18 protein-coding genes are annotated in these 19070 nt (G+C 72.3%); 15 read left to right on the top strand and 3 right to left on the bottom strand.

The window, feature by feature from the left end:
• The first annotated feature begins 236 nt into the window (after positions 1 to 236).
• A complete protein-coding gene (locus ACFS27_RS08835; protein WP_377182033.1) occupies positions 237 to 977 on the top strand; it encodes a hypothetical protein in 741 nt (246 codons plus the stop codon).
• Positions 978 to 1017: 40 nt separating this feature from the next.
• Here ACFS27_RS08835 and ACFS27_RS08830 read toward each other — a convergent pair whose 3' ends face one another.
• Entirely contained in the window at positions 1018 to 1683 is a 666-nt protein-coding gene (locus ACFS27_RS08830) for a YceI family protein (RefSeq protein ID WP_377182031.1), read from the bottom strand.
• A gap of 218 nt (positions 1684 to 1901) precedes the next feature.
• On the opposite strand from ACFS27_RS08830, the gene ACFS27_RS08825 reads away from it, so the two are divergent.
• Both ACFS27_RS08825 and ACFS27_RS08820 read left to right on the top strand, forming a co-directional pair.
• Positions 1902 to 2351 carry a thioredoxin family protein gene (locus ACFS27_RS08825; RefSeq protein WP_377182029.1) on the top strand — a complete coding sequence of 150 codons (450 nt, stop codon included), beginning with the start codon at positions 1902 to 1904 and terminating at the stop codon, positions 2349 to 2351.
• On the top strand, positions 2348 to 2788 hold the full coding sequence (locus ACFS27_RS08820) for a DUF4395 domain-containing protein (protein ID WP_377182027.1): 441 nt from the start codon (positions 2348 to 2350) through the stop codon (positions 2786 to 2788). Before ACFS27_RS08825 ends, ACFS27_RS08820 begins: the two co-directional genes overlap by 4 nt.
• A gap of 99 nt (positions 2789 to 2887) precedes the next feature.
• Here the strand turns inward: ACFS27_RS08820 and ACFS27_RS08815 are convergent, their stop codons facing one another.
• Positions 2888 to 3247, bottom strand: a complete 360-nt coding sequence (locus ACFS27_RS08815; protein ID WP_377182025.1) for a DsrE family protein — start codon at positions 3245 to 3247, stop codon at positions 2888 to 2890.
• 152 nt (positions 3248 to 3399) lie between these two features.
• Here ACFS27_RS08815 and ACFS27_RS08810 point away from each other — a divergent pair, with 152 nt between their 5' ends.
• The 6 genes from ACFS27_RS08810 (at position 3400) to dtd (ending at position 9164) form a co-directional block, all read left to right on the top strand.
• Complete coding sequence (locus ACFS27_RS08810) at positions 3400 to 4017, top strand: FABP family protein (RefSeq protein WP_377182023.1); 618 nt, start codon at positions 3400 to 3402, stop codon at positions 4015 to 4017.
• Between the two features lie 101 nt (positions 4018 to 4118).
• Complete coding sequence (gene ygfZ / locus ACFS27_RS08805; RefSeq protein ID WP_377182021.1) at positions 4119 to 5270, top strand: CAF17-like 4Fe-4S cluster assembly/insertion protein YgfZ; 1152 nt, start codon at positions 4119 to 4121, stop codon at positions 5268 to 5270.
• Between the two features lie 48 nt (positions 5271 to 5318).
• Positions 5319 to 6434 carry an FUSC family protein gene (locus ACFS27_RS08800; protein WP_377182019.1) on the top strand — a complete coding sequence of 372 codons (1116 nt, stop codon included), beginning with the start codon at positions 5319 to 5321 and terminating at the stop codon, positions 6432 to 6434.
• A gap of 884 nt (positions 6435 to 7318) precedes the next feature.
• The gene (locus ACFS27_RS08795) at positions 7319 to 7654 is read left to right on the top strand and encodes a DUF2516 family protein (RefSeq protein WP_377182017.1); all 336 of its coding nucleotides are present in this window, start codon (positions 7319 to 7321) and stop codon (positions 7652 to 7654) included.
• Positions 7648 to 8742 (top strand): asparaginase, encoded by a 1095-nt coding sequence (locus tag ACFS27_RS08790; protein ID WP_377183663.1) that lies wholly within the window; start codon positions 7648 to 7650, stop codon positions 8740 to 8742. The genes ACFS27_RS08795 and ACFS27_RS08790 overlap by 7 nt, the downstream gene beginning before the upstream one ends.
• Positions 8739 to 9164, top strand: coding sequence for a D-aminoacyl-tRNA deacylase (gene dtd / locus ACFS27_RS08785; protein ID WP_377182015.1), 426 nt, complete (start codon positions 8739 to 8741; stop codon positions 9162 to 9164). The genes ACFS27_RS08790 and dtd overlap by 4 nt, the downstream gene beginning before the upstream one ends.
• 108 nt (positions 9165 to 9272) lie before the next feature.
• On the opposite strand, the gene ACFS27_RS08780 is transcribed toward dtd, so the two are convergent.
• Positions 9273 to 11117 (bottom strand): LuxR C-terminal-related transcriptional regulator, encoded by a 1845-nt coding sequence (locus ACFS27_RS08780; RefSeq protein WP_377182013.1) that lies wholly within the window; start codon positions 11115 to 11117, stop codon positions 9273 to 9275.
• 52 nt (positions 11118 to 11169) lie between these two features.
• Here ACFS27_RS08780 and ACFS27_RS08775 point away from each other — a divergent pair, with 52 nt between their 5' ends.
• The 6 genes from ACFS27_RS08775 (at position 11170) to ACFS27_RS08750 (ending at position 18960) form a co-directional block, all read left to right on the top strand.
• Positions 11170 to 11589 carry a hypothetical protein gene (locus tag ACFS27_RS08775; protein WP_377182008.1) on the top strand — a complete coding sequence of 140 codons (420 nt, stop codon included), beginning with the start codon at positions 11170 to 11172 and terminating at the stop codon, positions 11587 to 11589.
• Positions 11590 to 11841: 252 nt separating this feature from the next.
• The gene (locus ACFS27_RS08770; protein ID WP_377182005.1) at positions 11842 to 13518 is read left to right on the top strand and encodes a glycosyl hydrolase family 18 protein; all 1677 of its coding nucleotides are present in this window, start codon (positions 11842 to 11844) and stop codon (positions 13516 to 13518) included.
• 139 nt (positions 13519 to 13657) lie between these two features.
• Complete coding sequence (locus ACFS27_RS08765; protein ID WP_377182003.1) at positions 13658 to 14212, top strand: RNA polymerase sigma factor; 555 nt, start codon at positions 13658 to 13660, stop codon at positions 14210 to 14212.
• A gap of 55 nt (positions 14213 to 14267) precedes the next feature.
• On the top strand, positions 14268 to 15143 hold the full coding sequence (locus ACFS27_RS08760; RefSeq protein WP_377182001.1) for a hypothetical protein: 876 nt from the start codon (positions 14268 to 14270) through the stop codon (positions 15141 to 15143).
• Between the two features lie 75 nt (positions 15144 to 15218).
• On the top strand, positions 15219 to 15662 hold the full coding sequence (locus ACFS27_RS08755; RefSeq protein ID WP_377181999.1) for an OsmC family peroxiredoxin: 444 nt from the start codon (positions 15219 to 15221) through the stop codon (positions 15660 to 15662).
• 382 nt (positions 15663 to 16044) lie between these two features.
• On the top strand, positions 16045 to 18960 hold the full coding sequence (locus ACFS27_RS08750) for an FAD-binding and (Fe-S)-binding domain-containing protein (RefSeq protein WP_377183661.1): 2916 nt from the start codon (positions 16045 to 16047) through the stop codon (positions 18958 to 18960).
• The last annotated feature ends 110 nt before the right edge of the window (positions 18961 to 19070 follow it).

The following is a 19070-nucleotide window of genomic DNA, read 5'->3' as shown; positions in this document are numbered from 1 at the left end:
CCTGGCTCGGGTCTCGCGGTAGCGAGACGGCCCGTCGCGTCCAACTGGCTCTGCGGAAGTCTGCCCTGTTGCTTGTTGCGTGCATGTTACACGCCCTTTTCCTAGGGACCACCATGCTGGTCAGCACCCGTGACGCACACATGACACGAGTGTCGCGGGTCTCCTTCTGGCCGCTGATCGGCTGCCTGACGTGCTGCGATTGAAGGAACTCGGGAAGACTCTGGAAAACTCTGGGTGTGTCCGTCTCCACCCGCGCCGTGACGACCGCTGCGCTCGCAGCCCTCGTCGCCGCAGCGTCCTACGTCCAGCCCCGGCCGTTGCCCCTCGTGGCGGCGGTTGTGGTCCTGGTGGTTCTCGTCGCGCTGGGCTGGCCGTCGCTGCTCCGGCTGCCCGCGTCGGGAAGCACCCGCGTGGTCGTGGCGCTCTGCGGCATCGGCGGAGCGGTGGCCACCTACTTCACCCAGGGCGAGCCGGTGCTGCGGCACCTGCCGACGGTCCTTGCCGGTGCGGTGGTGCTCTCCTTCATCGCACAGATGCTGCGCCGTGACGGGCGGCCGCAGCTCACCGAGTCGGTGTCGGGCACCGTGGCGGGCGTGGTCGCCGCCATCGCCACCTCCGGCTGGATTGCCGCCGCGCGGTCCGACGCCGGTGCGGACCTCGTCGTCACCAGCGCGGTCGCGCTCGCGGTCGCCGCGGCCGTGTCGGCGCTACCGGTACGTGGCTGGGTGGCGCTGGGGATCTCCGCCGTCGCCGCCGTGGCCGTGGGCGGCGGGGTCGGCACCCTGCTGCCGAACATCGACACCGTGAGCGGCCTCTGGTGCGGGCTCGTCTCGGGCGTCGTCGTGGGTGCGCTGCACCTGCTGCTGGAACGGCTGCCGGCTCGTCGGGCCCGGCTGGCCGGGCTCTCGGCGAGCGCGCTGCCCGTCGCCGTGTGTGGCATCTTCGTGTTCGTCGTGGGCCGGATGGTCATCCTCTGAAGCGATGACGCCACCGGCGGTCACGACGCCGTCGGGCCGCTCAGGACTCGGACTGACGGATCATCTCGCCGGCGATCTCGATGCGGACCTTCTTGGCGACCAGGACTCCGCCGGCCTCGAGCGCGACGTTCCAGAGGAGTCCCCACTCCTCGCGGTCGATGTCGCAGCTGCCGTGGAAGCCGAAGATGTCCTGGCCGTAGGGGTCGTGACCCACTCCGCCGAACTCGCACTCGAGCGAGACCGGGCGCGTGACGCCGCGGACCGTGAGCAGGCCGTCCATGACGAACTTCGTGAAGGAGCCGTCGGGCTGCAGCGGGTCGTGCGGGGCCCGGCCGGCGGTGCCTGCCTTGAGCCGCGCCCACGAGAAGATCGGGTCCACCTGGGTCCGCATCCGGAAGCCGGTGCTGCGGAACTCGATGGTGGGGTGGTTCTCGGCGTCCAGGAAGTCCGGGCCGGACAGGTGGGCGTCGCGGTCGGGCACGTGCGTGTCGATCGACGCCGTCTGGATGGTGCAGGTCACCCGCGAGGCGAGCGGATCCTCCGCGACGACGACGGACGCCTCGCCCTCGGCGAACTCGCCGCGAACGGGGCTGACCATCATGTGCATGGCAAGAAAGCCGAGCCGCTTGTGGTTCTGGTCGATCTGGTACACACCGGCGGCCGGGATGGTGATTCCATTCCAGGTGCGAGTTGGCAAAACTTCCATCTTAGCAAATTCTCCCATATATGCGGATGCATGCACGTTACCATCGGAGCGGCATCGGCAGGTCGGCATTTCGGCACGAGAAATACTGCTTGCGCCGGGTGTCCAGCCAAGGAAAGCATGCGTCCGACCGTGCGAGAAGGGCAGAACCCCGCACTGTGACAGGCGTCATTGCAGGTGAGGACTTGTCTGGACGAGCAACTCACGGCATCGTGGGTTAAATGCTGGGACAGGTGATAGCGCTGGTCGTGCTCGTGCTGGGTACTGCGGCGCTCGGAGTGTGGTGGTCGGCACGTCAGGGGGCGGTGCGCGCGCCCAGAGAAACGCCCGTCGGAATCGACTGGGCGTCCTCAGGCATCGCGCTCGCAGACCGGGTGACATTCGTGCAGTTCTCGGCAGAGGTGTGTGCCGCGTGCCGGTCCACGTCCCGGGTGCTCGGCGGGCTCACCAGGTCGGCCTCCGACGTCGGTCACCGTGAGCTCCTCGTCGACGACCACCTCGACCTCGTGCGCAGCCTGGGCGTGCTTCGCACCCCCACCGTGCTCGTGGTCGACGGTGGTGGGCGCGAGGTGGCCCGCATGAGCGGAGTGGTGTCCGACACCCAGGCACGCCAGGCGCTGAACCGGGTTCAGGTCGCGGTGGCCGAAGCGGACGGGGAAGGGCAGTCATGAGTGTGAGCAAGGGGATCGACCCGCGCGGGCCGCGGGTGGGAGCGAGCATCACGGCGGTGCTGCTGGCGGCCGTCGTGCTGCTCGGCGCGAGCACCGCAGGCCTGTGGCTGCTGACGTTCATCATGCTGAGCTTCGTGCTCGGCACGGTGCGCGGTGCCGAGGGTTCATGGCAGGGCATGCTGTTCAAGAAGTTCGTGCGCCCTCGTCTCGGCCCGCCCGGTGAGCTGGAGGACCGGCGTCCGCCGCGCTTCGCGCAGGGGGTCGGCCTGTTCGTCACAGCGGTGGGCGTGCTCCTCGGGTTCCTCGGGGTGCTGCCGGCGGTGCCGATCGCGGCAGCGGTGGCGTTCGTCGCCGCGGCGCTCAACGCCGTCGTCGGGCTGTGCCTCGGGTGCGAGATGTACCTGATGATGCGTCGGGCGGGGCTGGTCCGCGCCTGAGTATTCCCGCGACGAGTAGTCGGTAGTACGTCAGGTGATCGGCAGCCCCGGGCTGCCGATCACCTGACGTACTACCGACTACTCGTCCCCGGACCTGTCTCAATAGACCAGGGCCTGAGCTCCTTCGCGCAGGATCTCCTCGGTGAACAGGGCGGAACCCGCTATCCGGATCCCTGGCAGCACGTCCGCCTCGGTGATGTCGCGGCGCGCGGCGCACTGGGTGCAGAGCGTCACGGTCCCAGCGGCCAGGACGACCTCCAGCAGGTCGGGCAGCGGCGTCGCGTGCTCGAGCGCGAGATCCGCGGCGCGGCCCGGCAGCGCGAACCAGGCCGACTCACCGGTGAGCCAGAGGCTCACCTCGGCCCCGGACGCCACAGCGGCTGCGGCGACGGTGAATGCCTGGTTGGTGGCCTCGGGCCGGTCCAGGCCTGCAGTGGTCTTGATCACGAGCTGGCGCATGCCGCTGACTGTAGGCGTTGGACCGTTAGGATCGACACCATGTCGATCCATGCCCTTGAGCTCATCTTCACCGGCCTCATCGTCGCTGTCGCCGTCGCGGTGACCTGGTTCGCCGGCTACGTCGTCTACAAGCTGTACGCCGGCCAGCGCTGATGACGTTCACCTTCCCGGACGGACTCTCGCCCGAGGTGTACCCGCTGGCCTGGCTGGTGGGGCGGTGGCGCGGCGAGGGCGTGATCGAGTACCCGGGCATCGGCAAGAAGGCGTTCGTGCAGGACCTGGTCTTCGACCACGACGGCGGTCCCTACCTGCGGTTCGAGTCCACCCTGCGGGTGCTGGAGGACGCGGTTCCTGACGCCCTGCCCGGCGACGGCGAATGGCCGGCCCCGGTGCCGGACCCGACGGAGACCGAGGCGCCGACGAGCGCCGCCCCCGTCGACGTCCCGGCAGCCGGAACCGTCTGGTCCACCGAGACCGGTTACTGGCGCGTGTCCACCGACCGTCCCGACGGGCTCGAGGACGACAAGCAGGCGCTCGAGGTGCTCGTGGCCGACGCCTCCGGGCGCATCACCGTCTACATCGGCGCGGCCGGCAACGGGCGGATCGACCTGGCGTCGGACGCGATAGCTCGCACGTCGACGGCGTCGGAGGTCCGGGCGTCGAAGCGACTGTACGGACTGGTCGAGGGCCGCCTGCTGTGGGTGGAGGAGCTCGCCGCGTTCGGCGAGCCGCTGCGCTCGTACGCGTCGGCGGAGCTGGACCGGCAATGAGCCCTGTCGGCGGCACGAGCCACTCCGGTGACCTGCTCCTCTGACACGTCTTGCGGGCGGGGAATGCCTCGCCCGCCCACAACGCTGCACCTGAGGTGAGCATGGATTACGTGAGCCCCCTGTTGAGCCGCCACGGCGCGGTCGCCGCCGCAGGCCCCGATGCCGGGATCGCCTGGCACTACGGCGACCCGACGGCCGAGCAGCGTGCGTTGTCGCGCGGCGGCGCCGTGGTCGACCAGTCGCACCTGGGGGTCGTTCGGGTCGCCGGGCCGGACCGGCTGACCTGGCTGCACTCGATCACGTCGCAGCAGCTGGAGGACCTGGCCCCCCGGACGAGCACCGAGCTGCTCGTCCTGTCGCCGCAGGGCCACATCGAGCATGTAGCTGGCGCCGTGGACGACGGCGAGGCCACGTGGCTGATCACCGAGCGCGAGTCGGCGCCCGGCCTGGCCGGCTGGCTCGACCGCATGAAGTTCACGCTCCGCGTCGAGGTGACGGACGCCACGGAGGAGTGGGCGGCGATCGGCGAGCCTGTCGCTGCCGACGGCATCGAGGGCGAGCCGGTGACCTGGCACGACGCCTGGCCCAAGGTGGTCGGCGGTGGCACGCGCTACGGTCCGCCCGAGTCCGAGCACCCCGGCGCCGAGCGTCCGTGGCGGCTCGTGCTGGTGCCCCGTGCTGACCTGGAGACCGAGGTCGCCGCCCGCGAGGCGGCCGGCTGGAAGCTCGCCGGTACCTGGGCCACGGAAGCGCTCCGCGTCGAGGCGTGGCGCCCGCGCTACGCACGCGAGGTCGACAGCCGCACCATCCCGCACGAGCTGGACTGGCTGCGTACCTCCGTCCACATCAGCAAGGGCTGCTACCGGGGCCAGGAGACGGTCGCGCGGGTGCACAACCTCGGCCGTCCGCCCCGCCGGCTGGTCATGCTGCACCTCGACGGTTCGCAGCACCTGCTGCCGGAGCCGGGCTCCGAGGTGCGCCTCCCGGCGTCGGGCGGCGAAGCCGGGAAGGTCGTCGGGACGCTCACCTCGATGGCCCGCCACCACGAGCTGGGCCCCATCGGCCTCGCGGTGCTCAAGCGCAACGTGCCGGAGGACAGCGAGCTGATGGTGTCCGGTGAGATCTCCGGTCAGACCATCGAGGTGTCCGCGGCGCAGGAGACGGTGGTCCCCGGCGACGGCGTGTCGGTCGACCGCCCCGAGGCGCACGGCCCGCTGACCCGCGGCCTGCGGGGGCCCGGCAGCCTGATCTGACCAGCCGTGCGGCGGCCGCCGCCCGGGCGTGAGTGCGAAGATGCCCTCGTGACCTCATTGCCCGGCGCGGCCGACGAGATGTGGCGCAAGGCCATGCGCACGCTGATGCTGCGCACCCGGCTGCGACAGGGCTGGACCCGCGCGCGGGCGAGCATGATCCCGATCGCGCAGGCGGCGCTCGCCGCAGGGGTTGCCTATCTCATCGCCCGCTACGTGCTGGGTCACGAGCAGCCGTTCTTCGCACCGGTCGCGGCCTGGGTGCTCCTCGGCTTCACCGCGCAGCGGGACGTCCGCAAGGTGTCTGAGATGGCGGTGGGCGTGGCCGTCGGCGTTGCCATGGGCGACCTGATCGTGCACCTGATCGGGTCGGGCTGGTGGCAGCTCAGCCTGGTGCTGTTCATCTCCGCCGTCGCCGCGCGGTTCATCGACCGGGGTGCCCTCCTCGTCACGCAGGCAGGGGTGCAGGCGATCATCGTGGTGGGCCTGCCGTCGGTATCGGGCGGGCCGCTCGGGCGATGGACGGACGCCCTGATCGGCGGCGCGGTCGCACTGCTGGTCGCCCTGCTCACGCCCGGCGACACCCGGCGTCGTCCGCGAGCGCTCGCCGAGCAGGCGGTGACCGAGCTCGCGGAGACCCTGGAGACCCTCGCCCGCGGCCTGCGCTCGCGTGACGCGGACGACGTCCGCGCAGCCCTCGTGCGTGGCCGCGCCTCCGAACCGGTGCTCGCCGAGTGGCAGGAGGCCGCGCGTGGTGCGCGCGAGCTGGCTCGGATCTCCGTGGGGCGGGTGCACCGCGGTGAGCTCGGACGGCTCGAGGACCAGGCAGTGCTCGTGGACCGGACCATGCGGTCGGTCCGGGTCCTCGCCCGCCGGGTGCTCCCGGTCGTCCAGGGGGAGCACGACGTCGAGCCGGTGGCCGGTCTGGTCGAGGGCTTCGCGACGGGCGTGCGGCAGCTCGCGTCCGACGTCGGATCCGGGGCGGACGGGGCGCGCGGGCGCGACGTGCTGACCTCCGTGGCGGCGCAGGTGGACCCCCGGACCGTGGGCGAGGGCGACTGGCAGGTGCAGTCGCTGGTGATGCTGCTGCGGTCGCCCGTCGTCGACACGCTGGAGGCCGCCGGAGCCTCTCCGGGCGAGGCCCGGGACGCGCTGCCGGAGCTGTGACTTCCAGGGACAGGGCTGCCGGGGTTGTTGGTGCTGGTGTTGTTGGTGCCGCTGGTCCGGCTTGGCTGGCCCGGCCTGGCGCCGGTCCGGCGTGACGCCGGTCTGACCTGGCCTGACGCCGACCTGACCCGACGCCGGTCCGGCTTGGCCTGACGCCGACCTGACCCGACGCCGGTCCGGCTTGGCCTGACGCCGACCTGACCCGACGCCGGTCCGGCTTGGCCTGACGCCGACCTGACCCGACGCCGGTCCGGCTTGGCCTGACGCCGACCTGACCCGACGCCGGCCCGGCCTACCTTGCTGCTGACCTGGCCAACTCGGGTGCCGAGTGCAGAGTTGGTTGCGGGCACCGTTCGCGAGTGCAGACTTCGTTGCGGCTTCAGGACCGTGAGCCGCGTCGAACTCTGCAGTCGGCACCCGAGGCCGCGTCGAACTCTGCACTCGGCATCCGGGCGGGCGCACTACCGGGTCTTCGGCCAAGGGCTGGCCACCACCGGCTGGCCACCACCGGCTGGCCACCACCGACTGCCCGGCGGCTGCCCACAAGCTGCCACAGACCGGCACCTGCCTGCCCGTCAGCCACTTGCCACCAACTGCCACCCGCACCAACCGTCACCCACCGCCTGCCCATCACAGGCTGCCCACCGAGCTCTGGGACCGGGACCCGTTGTGGTCCAGTACCGCGTCCCGGATCTGCCGGAGATGGGCCTCTGCACGGACACTGGCCGCCGCTGCGTTCCTCGTGGTCGGACCCACTGTGAGCTGGTTGTGGGCGCTGCTACCTGCCCTGCTCGGCGTGGTGGTGTTCATGCTGATGGTCGCCACGATGCTGTTCGGCGCCAGGCACACCCGTCAGGACTGAGTCCGTGCCGTAGGCTCGCGCCGTGGGATTCTTGCAGTGGTTCGTCATGGCCGCGCTCGCGCTCGTGGTCTTCGTCGTGCAGGTCGTCGCGTTCATCGACGCAACGCGTCGACCCGACAAGGGCTACCGGGCCGAAGGGCGGGTGCCCAAGGCCGGCTGGCTGGCGATCCTGGCCTTCGCGGCGGCTCTCGGCTTCCTCGGCCTGCCCCAGGGCTGGATGCAGGGCGGGTTCATGTTCGGCTCGTTCCTCAACATCATCGCGGTGGCGCCGGCGATCATCTACTGGGTGAGCGTGCGGCCCCGCCTCCAGCCCTACGGCACGGGCAACAAGCCGCGCGGCCCGCAGAGCGGCTGGTGACGGCGCCGATGCCGGCCGGGCGGGCGGCGTCGTCGATGCCCCGGCCGGGCAGCGCGGCGTCGGGCGGCGTGCTCGACGACGCAGCCCCGCTCGCCGAGGTGATCCGCGGCGACCTCGTGGAGTCGGTGCACCTGGGGCACCTCGTGGTGCTCGACCCGTCCGGCCGGCCGGTGATCCAGGTGGGCAACCCGACCACGCCGATCTGGCCACGGTCGTCGCTCAAGCCGCTGCAGCTCGTCGCGATGCTGCGCGCGGGCCTCGAGCTGCCCGACCGCCTGCTGGCCCTGGCCGCCGCGAGCCACAACGGCGAGCGGTTCCACCTCGAGGGCGTGCTGCAGATTCTCGGCTCCATGGGCCTCGGCGTCGGCGCGCTGCAGAACACGCCCGACCTGCCGCTCTACCCGCCCGCCGCGCTCGAGTGGCACATGGCGCCCCTGGCCGGCGGTCCGGGGCCCGCGCCTCTCGCGCAGAACTGCTCGGGCAAGCACGCCGCGATGCTCGCCACCTGCCTCACGCAGGGCTGGGACATCCAGACCTACCTGTCGCCGGAGCACCCGCTGCAGCGGGCGGTGCGTGCGACCATCCTCGAGCTGACGGGCGACGCAGAGGTGGTCATGCACACCACGGTGGACGGCTGCGGAGCGCCCTTGTTCTCCACGACGCTGCTCGGCCTGGCGCGCGCGTTCTCGGTCCTCGGCGCCGCACCCACCGTCGACGTCCGCTCGCAGGAAGCACGGGCCAGCCGCGCGATCTCCGCGCACCCCGACATGGTGGGCGGCACAGGCCGCGACGCCACGCTCGCCATGCAGGCGGTGCCCGGCCTGGTCGCGAAGGACGGTGCCGAGGGCATCTACGCGGCAGGCCTGCCCGACGGTTCAGCCATCGCGTTCAAGGTGCTCGACGGTTCCGCCCGGTCTCGTCCGGCCATCCTCGCCGCCGCCCTGCGCGCGGCGGGTGCGGCAGCCCTGCCGGGGGTGTACCCGGGTGGGCTCGACGGGTTGGGTCGCGTGCCGGTGCTCGGCGGGGGACGGCCGGTCGGAGAGGTCCGTGCGGTCTTCGCCGACGCGTTCACCGACGGCCGCCGATGAGGGCGGTGCTCCAGCGCGTCACCCGCGCGTCGGTGGTGGTCGACGGCGAGGTGGTGGGCGCCATCGACAAGCCAGGGATCCTTGCGCTGGTCGGCGTGACCCACGACGACGGCCCCGCCCAGGTCGAGACGATCGCCCGCAAGATCGCCGACCTGCGGATCCTGCACGACGAGAAGTCGGTGGCCGACCTCGGCGCACCGGTGCTCGTCGTCAGCCAGTTCACGCTCTACGGCGACGCCCGCAAGGGGCGCCGCCCCACGTGGAACCAGGCGGCACCGGGACCCGTCGCGGAGCCCCTCGTGGACGCCGTCGTCACCGCGCTCCGGGAGCGCGGGCTGACCGTCGAGACCGGACGGTTCGGTGCGGACATGCAGGTGGAGCTCGTGAACGACGGCCCGGTGACGATCCTCCTCGAGGCCTGAGCGGGCCCGTACCGGCTCAGCCGCTGTGTCGTTGCGCGGCCGAGCCTACGGTTCCGCTCCGGGCGGATGCCTCGTTCCTCGGCCTCCACCCTGCGCTGCACCTCCGGCTCAGCCGCGGAGCGCCAGGACCGCCAGCTCCGTCCGGGAGCGCACCCCGAGCTTGCGGAAGACCCGTCCCAGATGCACCTCGACGGTGCGGACCGACACGTAGAGGCTCGCGGCGACCTGCCGGTTGGTCCGGCCCTGCACCACGAGCCGGGCCACGTCGAGCTCGCGCTCGGTGAGCAGGCCGTTCCACTGCCCGCACGGCTCCTCCTGCCCGACGTCGGGGGCGGCACCTCCCGACGGCTCGCCCGGCGCCGGCCCGGTGGCCTCGCCGGACGGACGGGTGTCGGTGGTGGGACGAGTCTCGCCGGCCGAACGGGGCTCGCCGGGCGAACGGCCGGTCAATCGCACCGGGGTGGTCGACAGGCCCTCGGCGGGTGCGCCGGGACCGACCCTCCGGAGAACCGCGCCGCCCGAGCCTGGTGTGGCCCGTCCGGAGCCGGGTGCGCCACGACCAGTGCCCGCCGGCAGGAAGTCCGGCGTCTTGAGCGCCTGCTCGGCGACGTGCTCCCAGGCCTTCGCGCCGGACTCCTCGAACAGCTCGTGCGCCCCGAGCAGGTGCGCTGCGGCATCCACGGGCAGGCCGAGGCGAGCCAGGGCGCGCGCGGCGACCAGCTCCGTGAGGCCGCGCTCGAACGTGGAGCCCACGCGGAGCGAGGCCTCGACGGCACGCTCGCGTGCCCGGTTGACGCCGGAGGCATCGGCGAGGGCGAGCTCGGCGCGCGCCAGGTCGAGCCGACGGCGGCGCACCGGTCCGCCGGAGAACCCGCCCGCCGATTCCGGCCCCACCGACGGCAGGACGCGCAGCCGCAGGCGCTCGTAGGAGCGCCGGGCCGCCCGGTCCTGCCCGGCGAGCACCAGCAGCTCCACGGGATCGGACGTGGGTAGCCAGAGGCGGTGCAGGTCGTCGCCGCCCCGTTCGGCCGCGAGCCCGAGCAGCGTGGCGGCCTCGACCCAGCGACCGTCGAACACGGCGGTCTGGGCCCGGTCGCCGAGCGTGGCCGCGCGGACGACGGGCGCGACCTGACCCGGTACCGACGCCTCGAGCGCTGCCGTCGGCCGGCTGAGGTGCCCGTCGCGGACCAGATCGAGGCGCCGCGCGAGCGCAATCCCCAGGCCGCCGAACGCGAGGGCCACGGGGAGGCGTTCGACGGCGTCGTCGAGCACGGACGCGGCCCCGGTGATGTCGCCGAGGCGCAGCGCGAGGTAGGACTGCCCCACTCGCAGGTGCGCCTCCGCGAGCGGCGTCATCGCCTCGTCCGGACCGTCGAACCACCGCCCGGCGGGCCGGGCAGGAGCCAGCTCCGCGACCTCGGACAGGGTGGCGGAGGCTTCGCCGGGGGCGCCGTCGAGCAGGCGGATCGTCTTGCGCGCGGCGGCGATCGCCGCACGGTCGACGCCGCAGGCGTCATCGGGCAGGACGGCGTCGGGCCGGCCGTCCAGGAGTGCGAGCGCGATACCGAGTGGGCGCGCGGCGTCCGGCGCACCGACGGCGGACGGGCCGCTGTCGGCAGGGTGGGTGGCACGGCGGAGGTGCACGACGGCGTCGTGCACGTGCCCCGCCCACAGCGCCGCCCGCCCGGCGACCGCGAAGGCGCGTGCCCGCACCGGTCCGGTGCCGTGGCTCGCGGCCTCGCGGGCGACCTCGTGCGCGCGGTGTACGTCGCCGCGGGCGAGATGCTGCTCGGCGAGCTCGACCAGGCCGTCGGCGAGCAGCGGATCGCCGGCGAGCGTGCTCAGGGCCGTGTGCCACATGGCGACGAGCGGTTCGTCGGCCTTGCGGTGCACGTCCGCCAGGGCGACGTGGGCGGCGGTGCGGGTGGCCAGGTCGGCGTCGGCGTGCACCACCGAGCGGACGCGCGGATGGTGGAACCGGAACCGGCCCCCCCACGAGATGCAGGTGACGCCCGGCCGGACCGGCCATCAGCGTGTCGATGTCGGTGCCGGACGCTGCGAGCAGCACGTCGGTGCGGTCCACCACGGCGACGGCCGCGACGAGCAGCACCCGGCGCGCGTCGTCGTCGAGCCCGAGCGGGCCGACGGCTTCTCGCACCGCACGCGCGGCGGGCAGCGGGTCCGGCATGAGCGCCGTCCCGAGGAGATGCTCGTCATCGAGCATCCGGGCTGTCTGGTCTACACATCCAGGTTCGTCACCCGCCACTCGGCTGAGCTCGCACGCGACGTGGGGCGCCACGGTGCGGTCACCGAGGGAGAGCGGAAAAACGACTTGCAGCGGCAGCGCGGTCATCGTCGAGCCTCCCGGATTCGTTCACGGTGCTCGCAAGTATGGCCTCCTCGCGTTTCACCCGCATCAAACTGAGCCCACGACTTTTGCTGCGGTGCCGCGATCGACCTGCGATCCTGCCCCGCCGAACGGCCGATGTACCTGCTACCGCAGGAGGTTGTTTCGGCCACTCGACGGGCCGGCCGAAACAACCTCGTGCGGTAGCAGATGGTTCCACTACGTAGTCCCATCGTGTGGAATTCCCTTATTTCCCATTAACGCAGGTTTCCTTACTTTTAGCGGAACACCGTTTCTGGAGCAGCGCGACCGGAACAGAGAGGGAAGACGATGGACTCGACGTACGAACCGGCGTCAGGCGCCAGCAGGACGACCAGGAGAATCCTCGCGGGGGTGGCGGCGCTCGCCGTCGCCGCCTCCGCCGCCGTGGCGGGCGTAGGCCTGCGCGCGGCGAACGCGGCAGAGGCAGAGCCCGCCTCGGCGGCGAGCTCCTCCGCCATCAACGGCTTCCGCAGCGTCGGCTACTTCACGCAATGGGGCGTGTACGGGCGCGGCTACCAGGTCAAGCAGCTCGACACGTCCGGGGTGGCGGACGAGCTGACCCACATCAACTACGCCTTCGCGAACATCCACCACCAGAACCTCGAGTGCTTCGAGGCCAACAAGGCCCAGAGCCCCGGGCCCAACGGGTCCGACGGCGCCGGCGACGCCTGGGCCGACTACGGCATGGGGTACACGGCCGCCAACTCGGTCTCGGGCGCCGCCGACACGTGGGACCAGCCACTGGCGGGATCGTTCAACCAGCTCAAGCAGCTCAAGGCGAAGCACCCTGACCTCAAGGTCATGATGTCGATGGGCGGCTGGACCTGGTCCAAGAACTTCTCCCTGGCGGCCAAGACGGACGCCTCGCGCGAGAAGCTCGTGTCGAGCTGCATCGACATGTTCATCAAGGGCAACCTGCCGGTCATCGACGGGCGCGGTGGCGCAGGTGCCGCCGCGGGCGTCTTCGACGGGTTCGACATCGACTGGGAGTGGCCCGGCTCGCCGAACGGCGCGGAGGGCAACCACGTCGACCCCGTGAACGACGCGCGCAACTTCAAGCTCCTGCTCGCCGAGTTCCGGCAGCAGCTCGACGCGCTCGGCGCGACGACGGGCAAGGACTACGAGCTCTCCGCGTTCCTGCCGGCCAACCCCGCGGACATCACGGCCGGCGGCTGGAACGACCCCGAGATCTTCAACTACCTCGACTTCGGCAACGTCCAGGGCTACGACCTGCACGGTGCATGGGACCCGGCCCTCACGGGCCACCAGGGCAACCTCTACCACGACCCAGCGGACCCGCGGGAGCCCGCTCGGCAGTTCAGCGTGGACCTCGCGGTGCAGTCGTACGTGGACGCCGGGATCGACCCAGCGCAGCTCGGCCTCGGCCTCGCGATGTACGGGCGCGGCTGGACCGGCGCTTCCTCGTCCGAGGCATGGGGCACTGCAACCGGCCCGGCCTCCGGCCAGTGGGAGGCGGGGATCAACGACTACGACGTCATCAAGAACTCCGGCACCGGGTACTACGACGCCGAGCTGGGGGCCGCCTGGCGGCACGACGGCAGCACCTGGTGGTCGTACGACAACGAGCAGTCCGTGACCGCCAAGGCCAGCTACATCCGGGCCCAGGGCCTGGGCGGGGCCATGTGGTGGGACCTGTCTGGTGACCGGTCCGGCGCGCTCACCGGCGCCCTGCAGGGTGTGCTGGGCTCCGGCACGCCGGGACCTGTGGAGGACGACGGCCCGACCGACCCGCCGACGGATCCGCCGACCGACCCGCCGACCGACCCACCGACGGATCCGCCGGGCGATGTGTGTGCCTCGGCGGCATGGAGCGCCTCGGAGGTCTACGTGGGCGGTGACACGGTGTCGCACAACGGGCACGAGTGGCGTGCCAAGTGGTGGACACAGGGCGAGACGCCCGCACCGTCCGAGTGGGGTGTGTGGCAGGACCTGGGCGCCTGCTGACGTAGAGCGTGAGCGTGATCGGTAATTCGTCAGGAGATCGGGAGTCCCGAGCTGCCGATCTCCTGACGAATTGCCGATCACGCTGTTTCTTTGTCCGTGCCTGGTGCAAGGGGACCGGTGTTCGCGACAGAGTGGGGGTGTGGACGACAGCCCCGGCGCCCCGCAGGACGAGCCGCCGCACAACCGGCCTCCGCACGACGACGCCTGGTTCAGCGCGCTCTTCGACGCGCACTCGCGCGCCCTCTACTCGTACTTCGTCCGCCGGCTGCCCGACGGCGGCCGCGCCTCCGACGCGGAGGACCTCGCCGCCGAGGTGCTGGCCACCGCGTGGCGCCGTCGCGACGACGTGCCGGACGGCGCCGAGCTGCCGTGGATGTACCGGACGGCCGGCTACGTGCTGGCGAACCACCGGCGCAAGATGCGGGCGCTGCCCGTCGCAGTGGTCCCGGACGAGCCGGACGACGTGGACCCGGCGACCTTTGCGGCGACCGACGACGTCGTGCGCCAGGTCCTGTCCCGGCTGACTCCGCGCGACCGGCGCATCCTGCTGCTGGTCGCCTGGGACGGGCTGTCGGGCGACGAGCTCGCCCAGGTGCTCGGCGTCTCCCGGGGCGGGGCCGACGCAGCGTTGTCCCGTGCGAGGGCTCGGCTCCGCGACGCGTGGGACGGCCAGGAGCAAGCGGTGGACGCATGAGCACATGTAAGGGGTGTGCGCGGTGCGTGGCCGAGCACGGCACGGAGGGACGGCGATGAACGAGCACGAGCGGCCGGGGGACCCGGCGTTCGACCGCCTGGTGGCGGCGGACCCCGCGAGGCGCGCGCCCGATCCTGCCCAGAGCGTGCTCCGGGCCAAGGTCGACGCACTGATCGCCGAGCAGACCGGGGCGGAGCCCGGCGCGCCCGGATCTGGACGAGAGCCCGCCGGACGGGAGCCCGCCGGGAGCGAGCAGCCGGACGAGCTGGCGGTGCGCAGGCACCGGCGTCGGACGCCGTGGCTGGTCGCGGCCGCGGTGGCCGGGATCGTCGCGGTGGGTGGCGGCGGCTACCTGGCCGGAGAGAACGGTCTGGGGCCGGAGCCGACCGCGGACAGGGCCGTCGAGTCCAGCGGCGATGCGCCGTCGCTCCTCGGGACACCGGACGAAGCGGGTCCCGACAGCGAGGCCGAGTCCGGGGTGGAGACGCTCGACAGGACCGGCGACCTGTCGGCCGTCACGGGGTTCGTGTTCCACGCGGGGGCCGGGCTGTCGGACACGCCGACCACCGCGCAGGTGCGCGTCAGCAGGGCGGGGTCGCAGGGCGAGAGCCTCGGCGCGTACCCGGTGATCAGCGAGTCGGAGGCCGTCGAGCGGCTGGGTGACCCGCGGTTCGCCGGTGCAGCGCTGGGCGGGTCCGGACAGGCGCACCCTTCGCCAGGAGCCGGGCCGCGGACCGTGCCGGAGCCCGGCGGGCCGATCGCCTGGCCAGTCCAGGACGTGACCATCGTCACGGCGACGCTCACGGAGGTGCGCTACACCGTCTCCGACGGCACCGAGCTGTTCGTCCCGGCCTACGACCTCGCGGACGCCCACGGCAACAGCTGGACCGTCATGGCCGTCGACCAGGAGCTGCTCGACCTCGCCCCGTGACACCGCCGCTCGCCCGGTAGTGTCGAGAAGGCAGGATCCATCCGAGATCTCTTCTCGTCAGTCAAGGAGTGCATCATGCCAGCACGTACCGCCCGCACCGCCTGGAACGGCACCTTCAAGGAAGGGTCGGGACAGGTCGAGATGTCGTCGTCGGGCGTCGGCACGTACGACGTGTCGTTCCCGGCGCGCGCCGCCGACGACGCCAACGGCGTCACCAGCCCGGAGGAGCTGCTCGCGGCGTCGCACTCGTCGTGCTTCACGATGGCGTTCACCAATGAGCTGGGCGCCGCCGGTGGCACGCCGGAGCAGATCGAGGTCACCGCCGAGGTGACCCTCGGACCGGACCCGGCCGGCGGCCTCTACATCAGCAAGAGCGCGCTGACCGTGCGCGGGTTCGCCACCGGCGTCGACGAGGCCGGCTTCAAGGCGGCGGCCGAGGCGGCGAAGGTCGGCTGCCCGATCTCGAAGGCGCTCACGGGCGTGGGCGAGATCACCCTGGACGTCACGTTCGAGGGCTGACCACCCTCTCCGTCGGGTGCTGGGTATCTGTGGGTTTCACAGCCAGAAACCCGCAGGGACCCAGCACTCGACGGCAGGTCGGACAGGTGCGCGGTTCGCCGCCTTCTGGTGCGAGAATCGCGAGGTGCCATCGCAGACCCCCGACGCCCCGTCCCGGAACGGTATGAACGACGACGAAAGCGTTGCGCACGGCTCAGCGGGCCACACGGCCGACGACGCCGAGGCCGCCCGAGCCGCGCGCGAGAAGGCCGAGGCCCGCGCCGCCGAGGCGGCCGAACGCCGCCGCGCCGAGAGCGAGGAGCGGCGCAAGGCCGCGCGCCGCGAGGCGGACCACGCCGCGGAGGCCGCACGCGAGGCGGTGGCCGACGCGCTGCGCACCGCCATGGACGGCGTCGTCGACACCAGCACGCGGCGCCGCGCCGAGTACTCGACGGACGCGTCCAACTACCGGGTGGTCCCGCAGGGCGTGCTCTTCCCGACGAGCACCGACGACGTCGTCGCGGCGCTCGAGGTGCTGCGCGAGCTCAAGATCCCGATCACGGCGCGTGGCGCAGGTACCTCGGTCGCCGGCAACTCGGTAGGCCCTGGCGTCGTCCTCGACCTGGGACGGAACCTCGACAAGGTGCTGAGCATCGACCCCGAGCGGCGTACGGCCCGGGTCCAGCCGGGCACGATCATGTCGACGCTCCAGGCGGAGGCCAAGCCGCACGGCCTGCGCTTCGGCCCCGACCCCAGCACGCAGAACCGCGCGACGCTCGGCGGCATGATCGGTAACAACGCGTGCGGCCCGCACGCGGTCGCGTACGGGCGCACCGCCGACAACGTGGTGTCGCTCGACGTGGTCGACGGCGCCGGACGCCGGTTCACCGCGGGCTCGGGCGACCCGGAGTTCGCCGACGTCCCCGGCCTCAAGGAGCTGGTCCGGGACAACCTGGCGCTGATCCGCACGGAGTTCGGCCGGTTCGGCCGGCAGGTGTCGGGCTACTCGCTAGAACACCTCCTGCCCGAGAACGGCTCGAACCTCGCCCGCGCCCTCGTGGGTACCGAGGGCACGCTCGTCACGGTCCTGGAGGCGGAGCTCAACCTGGTGGAGACGCCGGGTGCGCCGACGCTCGTCGTCCTCGCCTACCCCGACATGGCCACGGCCGCGGACGACGTCCCGCGCCTCCTGGACCACAAGCCGCTCGCGGTCGAGGGGCTGGACGCCCGCCTGGTCGACGTCGTGCGGCGCGCCAAGGGCGACAGCTCGGTGCCCCCGCTGCCGGGTGCCGACGCCCGGGACGTCTCGGGCTGGCTGATGATCGAGGTCGGCGGCTCGTCGCAGGCCGAGGCGCTGGGCCGGGCGGACGCGATCGTCGCGTCGTCGACCGCGCTGGACTCCCTGGTGCTGCCGGCCGGGCCCGACGCCACCAAGATGTGGCAGATCCGGGCCGACGGCGCAGGGCTGGCGGGCCGTACGCCCGCGGGGGAGCAGGCGTGGCCCGGCTGGGAGGACTCGGCGGTCCCGCCGGAGAAGCTGGGCCCGTACCTGCGTGACCTGCAGAAGCTCATGGACCGCTACGGCGTGGACGGCCTGCCGTACGGGCACTTCGGCGACGGCTGTGTGCACCTGCGGATCGACATCCCGCTGGAGACGTCCGGGTCGGTGCTGCGCACCTTCATGATCGAGGCGGCGGAGCTCGTCGCGAGCTATGGCGGGTCGCTGTCCGGCGAGCACGGTGACGGCCGCGCCAGGTCCGAGCTGCTGCCGCTCATCTACTCGCCCGACGCGATCGCGCTGATGGAGCGGTTCAAGGACCTGTTCGACCCGAAGGACCTCCTCAACCCTGGCGTCGTCGTGCGGCCGCGGGCCGTGGACGCCGACCTGCGCCGCCCTCAGGCCGCTCCGGTGCGCACCAAGCTGCCGCTGGTGGGCAAGGGGTCCGGGCACGGTACGCGGCGCAAGTCCGGGTACGAGGGGTTCTCGTTCGCGCACGACCACAACGACCTGTCCACGGCGGTGCACCGCTGCGTGGGCGTGGGCAAGTGCCGAGCCGACACGTCGGCGTCGGGCGGCTTCATGTGCCCCAGCTACCAGGCCACGAAGGACGAGAAGGACGTGACCCGCGGGCGCGCCCGCGTGCTGCAGGAGGCGGTCAATGGCACCCTCGTCGGTGGTCTCCAGGCCCCAGAGGTGCGCGAGTCGCTGGACCTGTGCCTCTCCTGCAAGGCGTGCTCGAGCGACTGCCCGGCGGGCGTCGACATGGCGCAGTACAAGTCGGAGGTGCTCTACCGGACCTACCGCGGCAAGCTGCGCCCGGTGGACCACTACGCCCTCGGCTGGCTGCCGCGCTGGGCCCGCCTCGCCGGGCACGTTCCCGAGCTGGTCAACGGCCTGCTGGGCGTCAAGTGGATCGGCAAGGCAGTCCTGTGGGCCGGCGGGATGGACACCCGCCGGTCGATGCCGAGGTTCGCCGACATCCCGTTCCGCCAGTGGTGGGCACGCGGCGGCGCGACGCACGGCGTGCCGGGGCTGCCCGTCATGGACGAGGAAGGGCTCGGCGTGCCCGGGCGCGAGGGCCAGACTGCCGCACGGCTCGCGACCAAGCCGAAGGTCGTGCTCTGGACCGACTCGTTCAGCGACACGCTCTCCCCGACGGTTCCCCAGGCGGCCCTGAAGGTGCTGACCAAGGCCGGCTACTCCGTGATCGTCCCGGACGAGCAGGCCTGCTGCGGCCTCACCTGGATCTCGACCGGCCAGCTCGACGGCGCCCGGCGCCGCCTCCTCAAGCTGCTCGAGGTGCTCGGCCCGTACGCGGTGAACGGCATCCCGATCATGGGGCTCGAGCCGTCCTGCACCGCGGTGCTGCGCTCCGACCTGCTCGACCTGTTCCCGGACGATCCGCGCGCGCACGCCGTCGCGCGCATGACGCGCACGCCCGCCGAGCTGCTGACCTCGGCCGACACCCCCGACGAGTGGGAGCTGCCGTCGCTCGCCGACGTCACCGCCGTCGTGCAGCCGCACTGCCACCAGCACTCCGTGATGGGGTACGAGGCGGACCAGAACCTGCTCGAGAAGGGCGGCGCGAAGGTCGAGGTCCTCGCGGGCTGCTGCGGCCTCGCCGGCAACTTCGGCATGCAGAAGGGCCACTACGAGACGTCGGTCGCGGTCGCGGAGAACGCCCTGCTGCCCGCGCTGCGCGACGCTGCGCCTGGGACCACCTACCTGGCCGACGGTTTCTCCTGCCGCACGCAGGCGATGGACCTCGCGGGCGTGGAGGGCAAGTCCCTCCTGGAGGTCATCGCAGACCGGTTGTAGTACGGCGGCTCAACGGACCTCCACCGCAGGTCGGAGCGATATCCATCGGCCGGGTGATCCGTGCGGCGACGTCCGTCGACAGGATGGGAGCACAGCCGAGACGAAGGAGA

This window comes from Promicromonospora vindobonensis (assembly GCF_042685865.1).
Lineage (GTDB): Bacteria > Actinomycetota > Actinomycetes > Actinomycetales > Cellulomonadaceae > Promicromonospora > Promicromonospora vindobonensis.
This window is presented reverse-complemented; position numbering and strand designations above follow the sequence as displayed.

Excerpts from the sequence above, each read along its gene's own strand:
- ACFS27_RS08830 (WP_377182031.1), bottom strand. The coding sequence starts at position 1,683 with ATGGAAGTTTTGCCAACTCGCACCTGGAATGGAATCACCATCCCGGCC.
- ACFS27_RS08825 (WP_377182029.1), top strand. The coding sequence starts at position 1,902 with ATGCTGGGACAGGTGATAGCGCTGGTCGTGCTCGTGCTGGGTACTGCG.
- ACFS27_RS08820 (WP_377182027.1), top strand. The coding sequence starts at position 2,348 with ATGAGTGTGAGCAAGGGGATCGACCCGCGCGGGCCGCGGGTGGGAGCG.
- ACFS27_RS08815 (WP_377182025.1), bottom strand. The coding sequence starts at position 3,247 with ATGCGCCAGCTCGTGATCAAGACCACTGCAGGCCTGGACCGGCCCGAG.
- ACFS27_RS08810 (WP_377182023.1), top strand. The coding sequence starts at position 3,400 with ATGACGTTCACCTTCCCGGACGGACTCTCGCCCGAGGTGTACCCGCTG.
- ygfZ (WP_377182021.1), top strand. The coding sequence starts at position 4,119 with ATGGATTACGTGAGCCCCCTGTTGAGCCGCCACGGCGCGGTCGCCGCC.
- dtd (WP_377182015.1), top strand. The coding sequence starts at position 8,739 with ATGAGGGCGGTGCTCCAGCGCGTCACCCGCGCGTCGGTGGTGGTCGAC.
- ACFS27_RS08770 (WP_377182005.1), top strand. The coding sequence starts at position 11,842 with ATGGACTCGACGTACGAACCGGCGTCAGGCGCCAGCAGGACGACCAGG.
- ACFS27_RS08760 (WP_377182001.1), top strand. The coding sequence starts at position 14,268 with ATGAACGAGCACGAGCGGCCGGGGGACCCGGCGTTCGACCGCCTGGTG.
- ACFS27_RS08755 (WP_377181999.1), top strand. The coding sequence starts at position 15,219 with ATGCCAGCACGTACCGCCCGCACCGCCTGGAACGGCACCTTCAAGGAA.
- ACFS27_RS08750 (WP_377183661.1), top strand. The coding sequence starts at position 16,045 with ATGGACGGCGTCGTCGACACCAGCACGCGGCGCCGCGCCGAGTACTCG.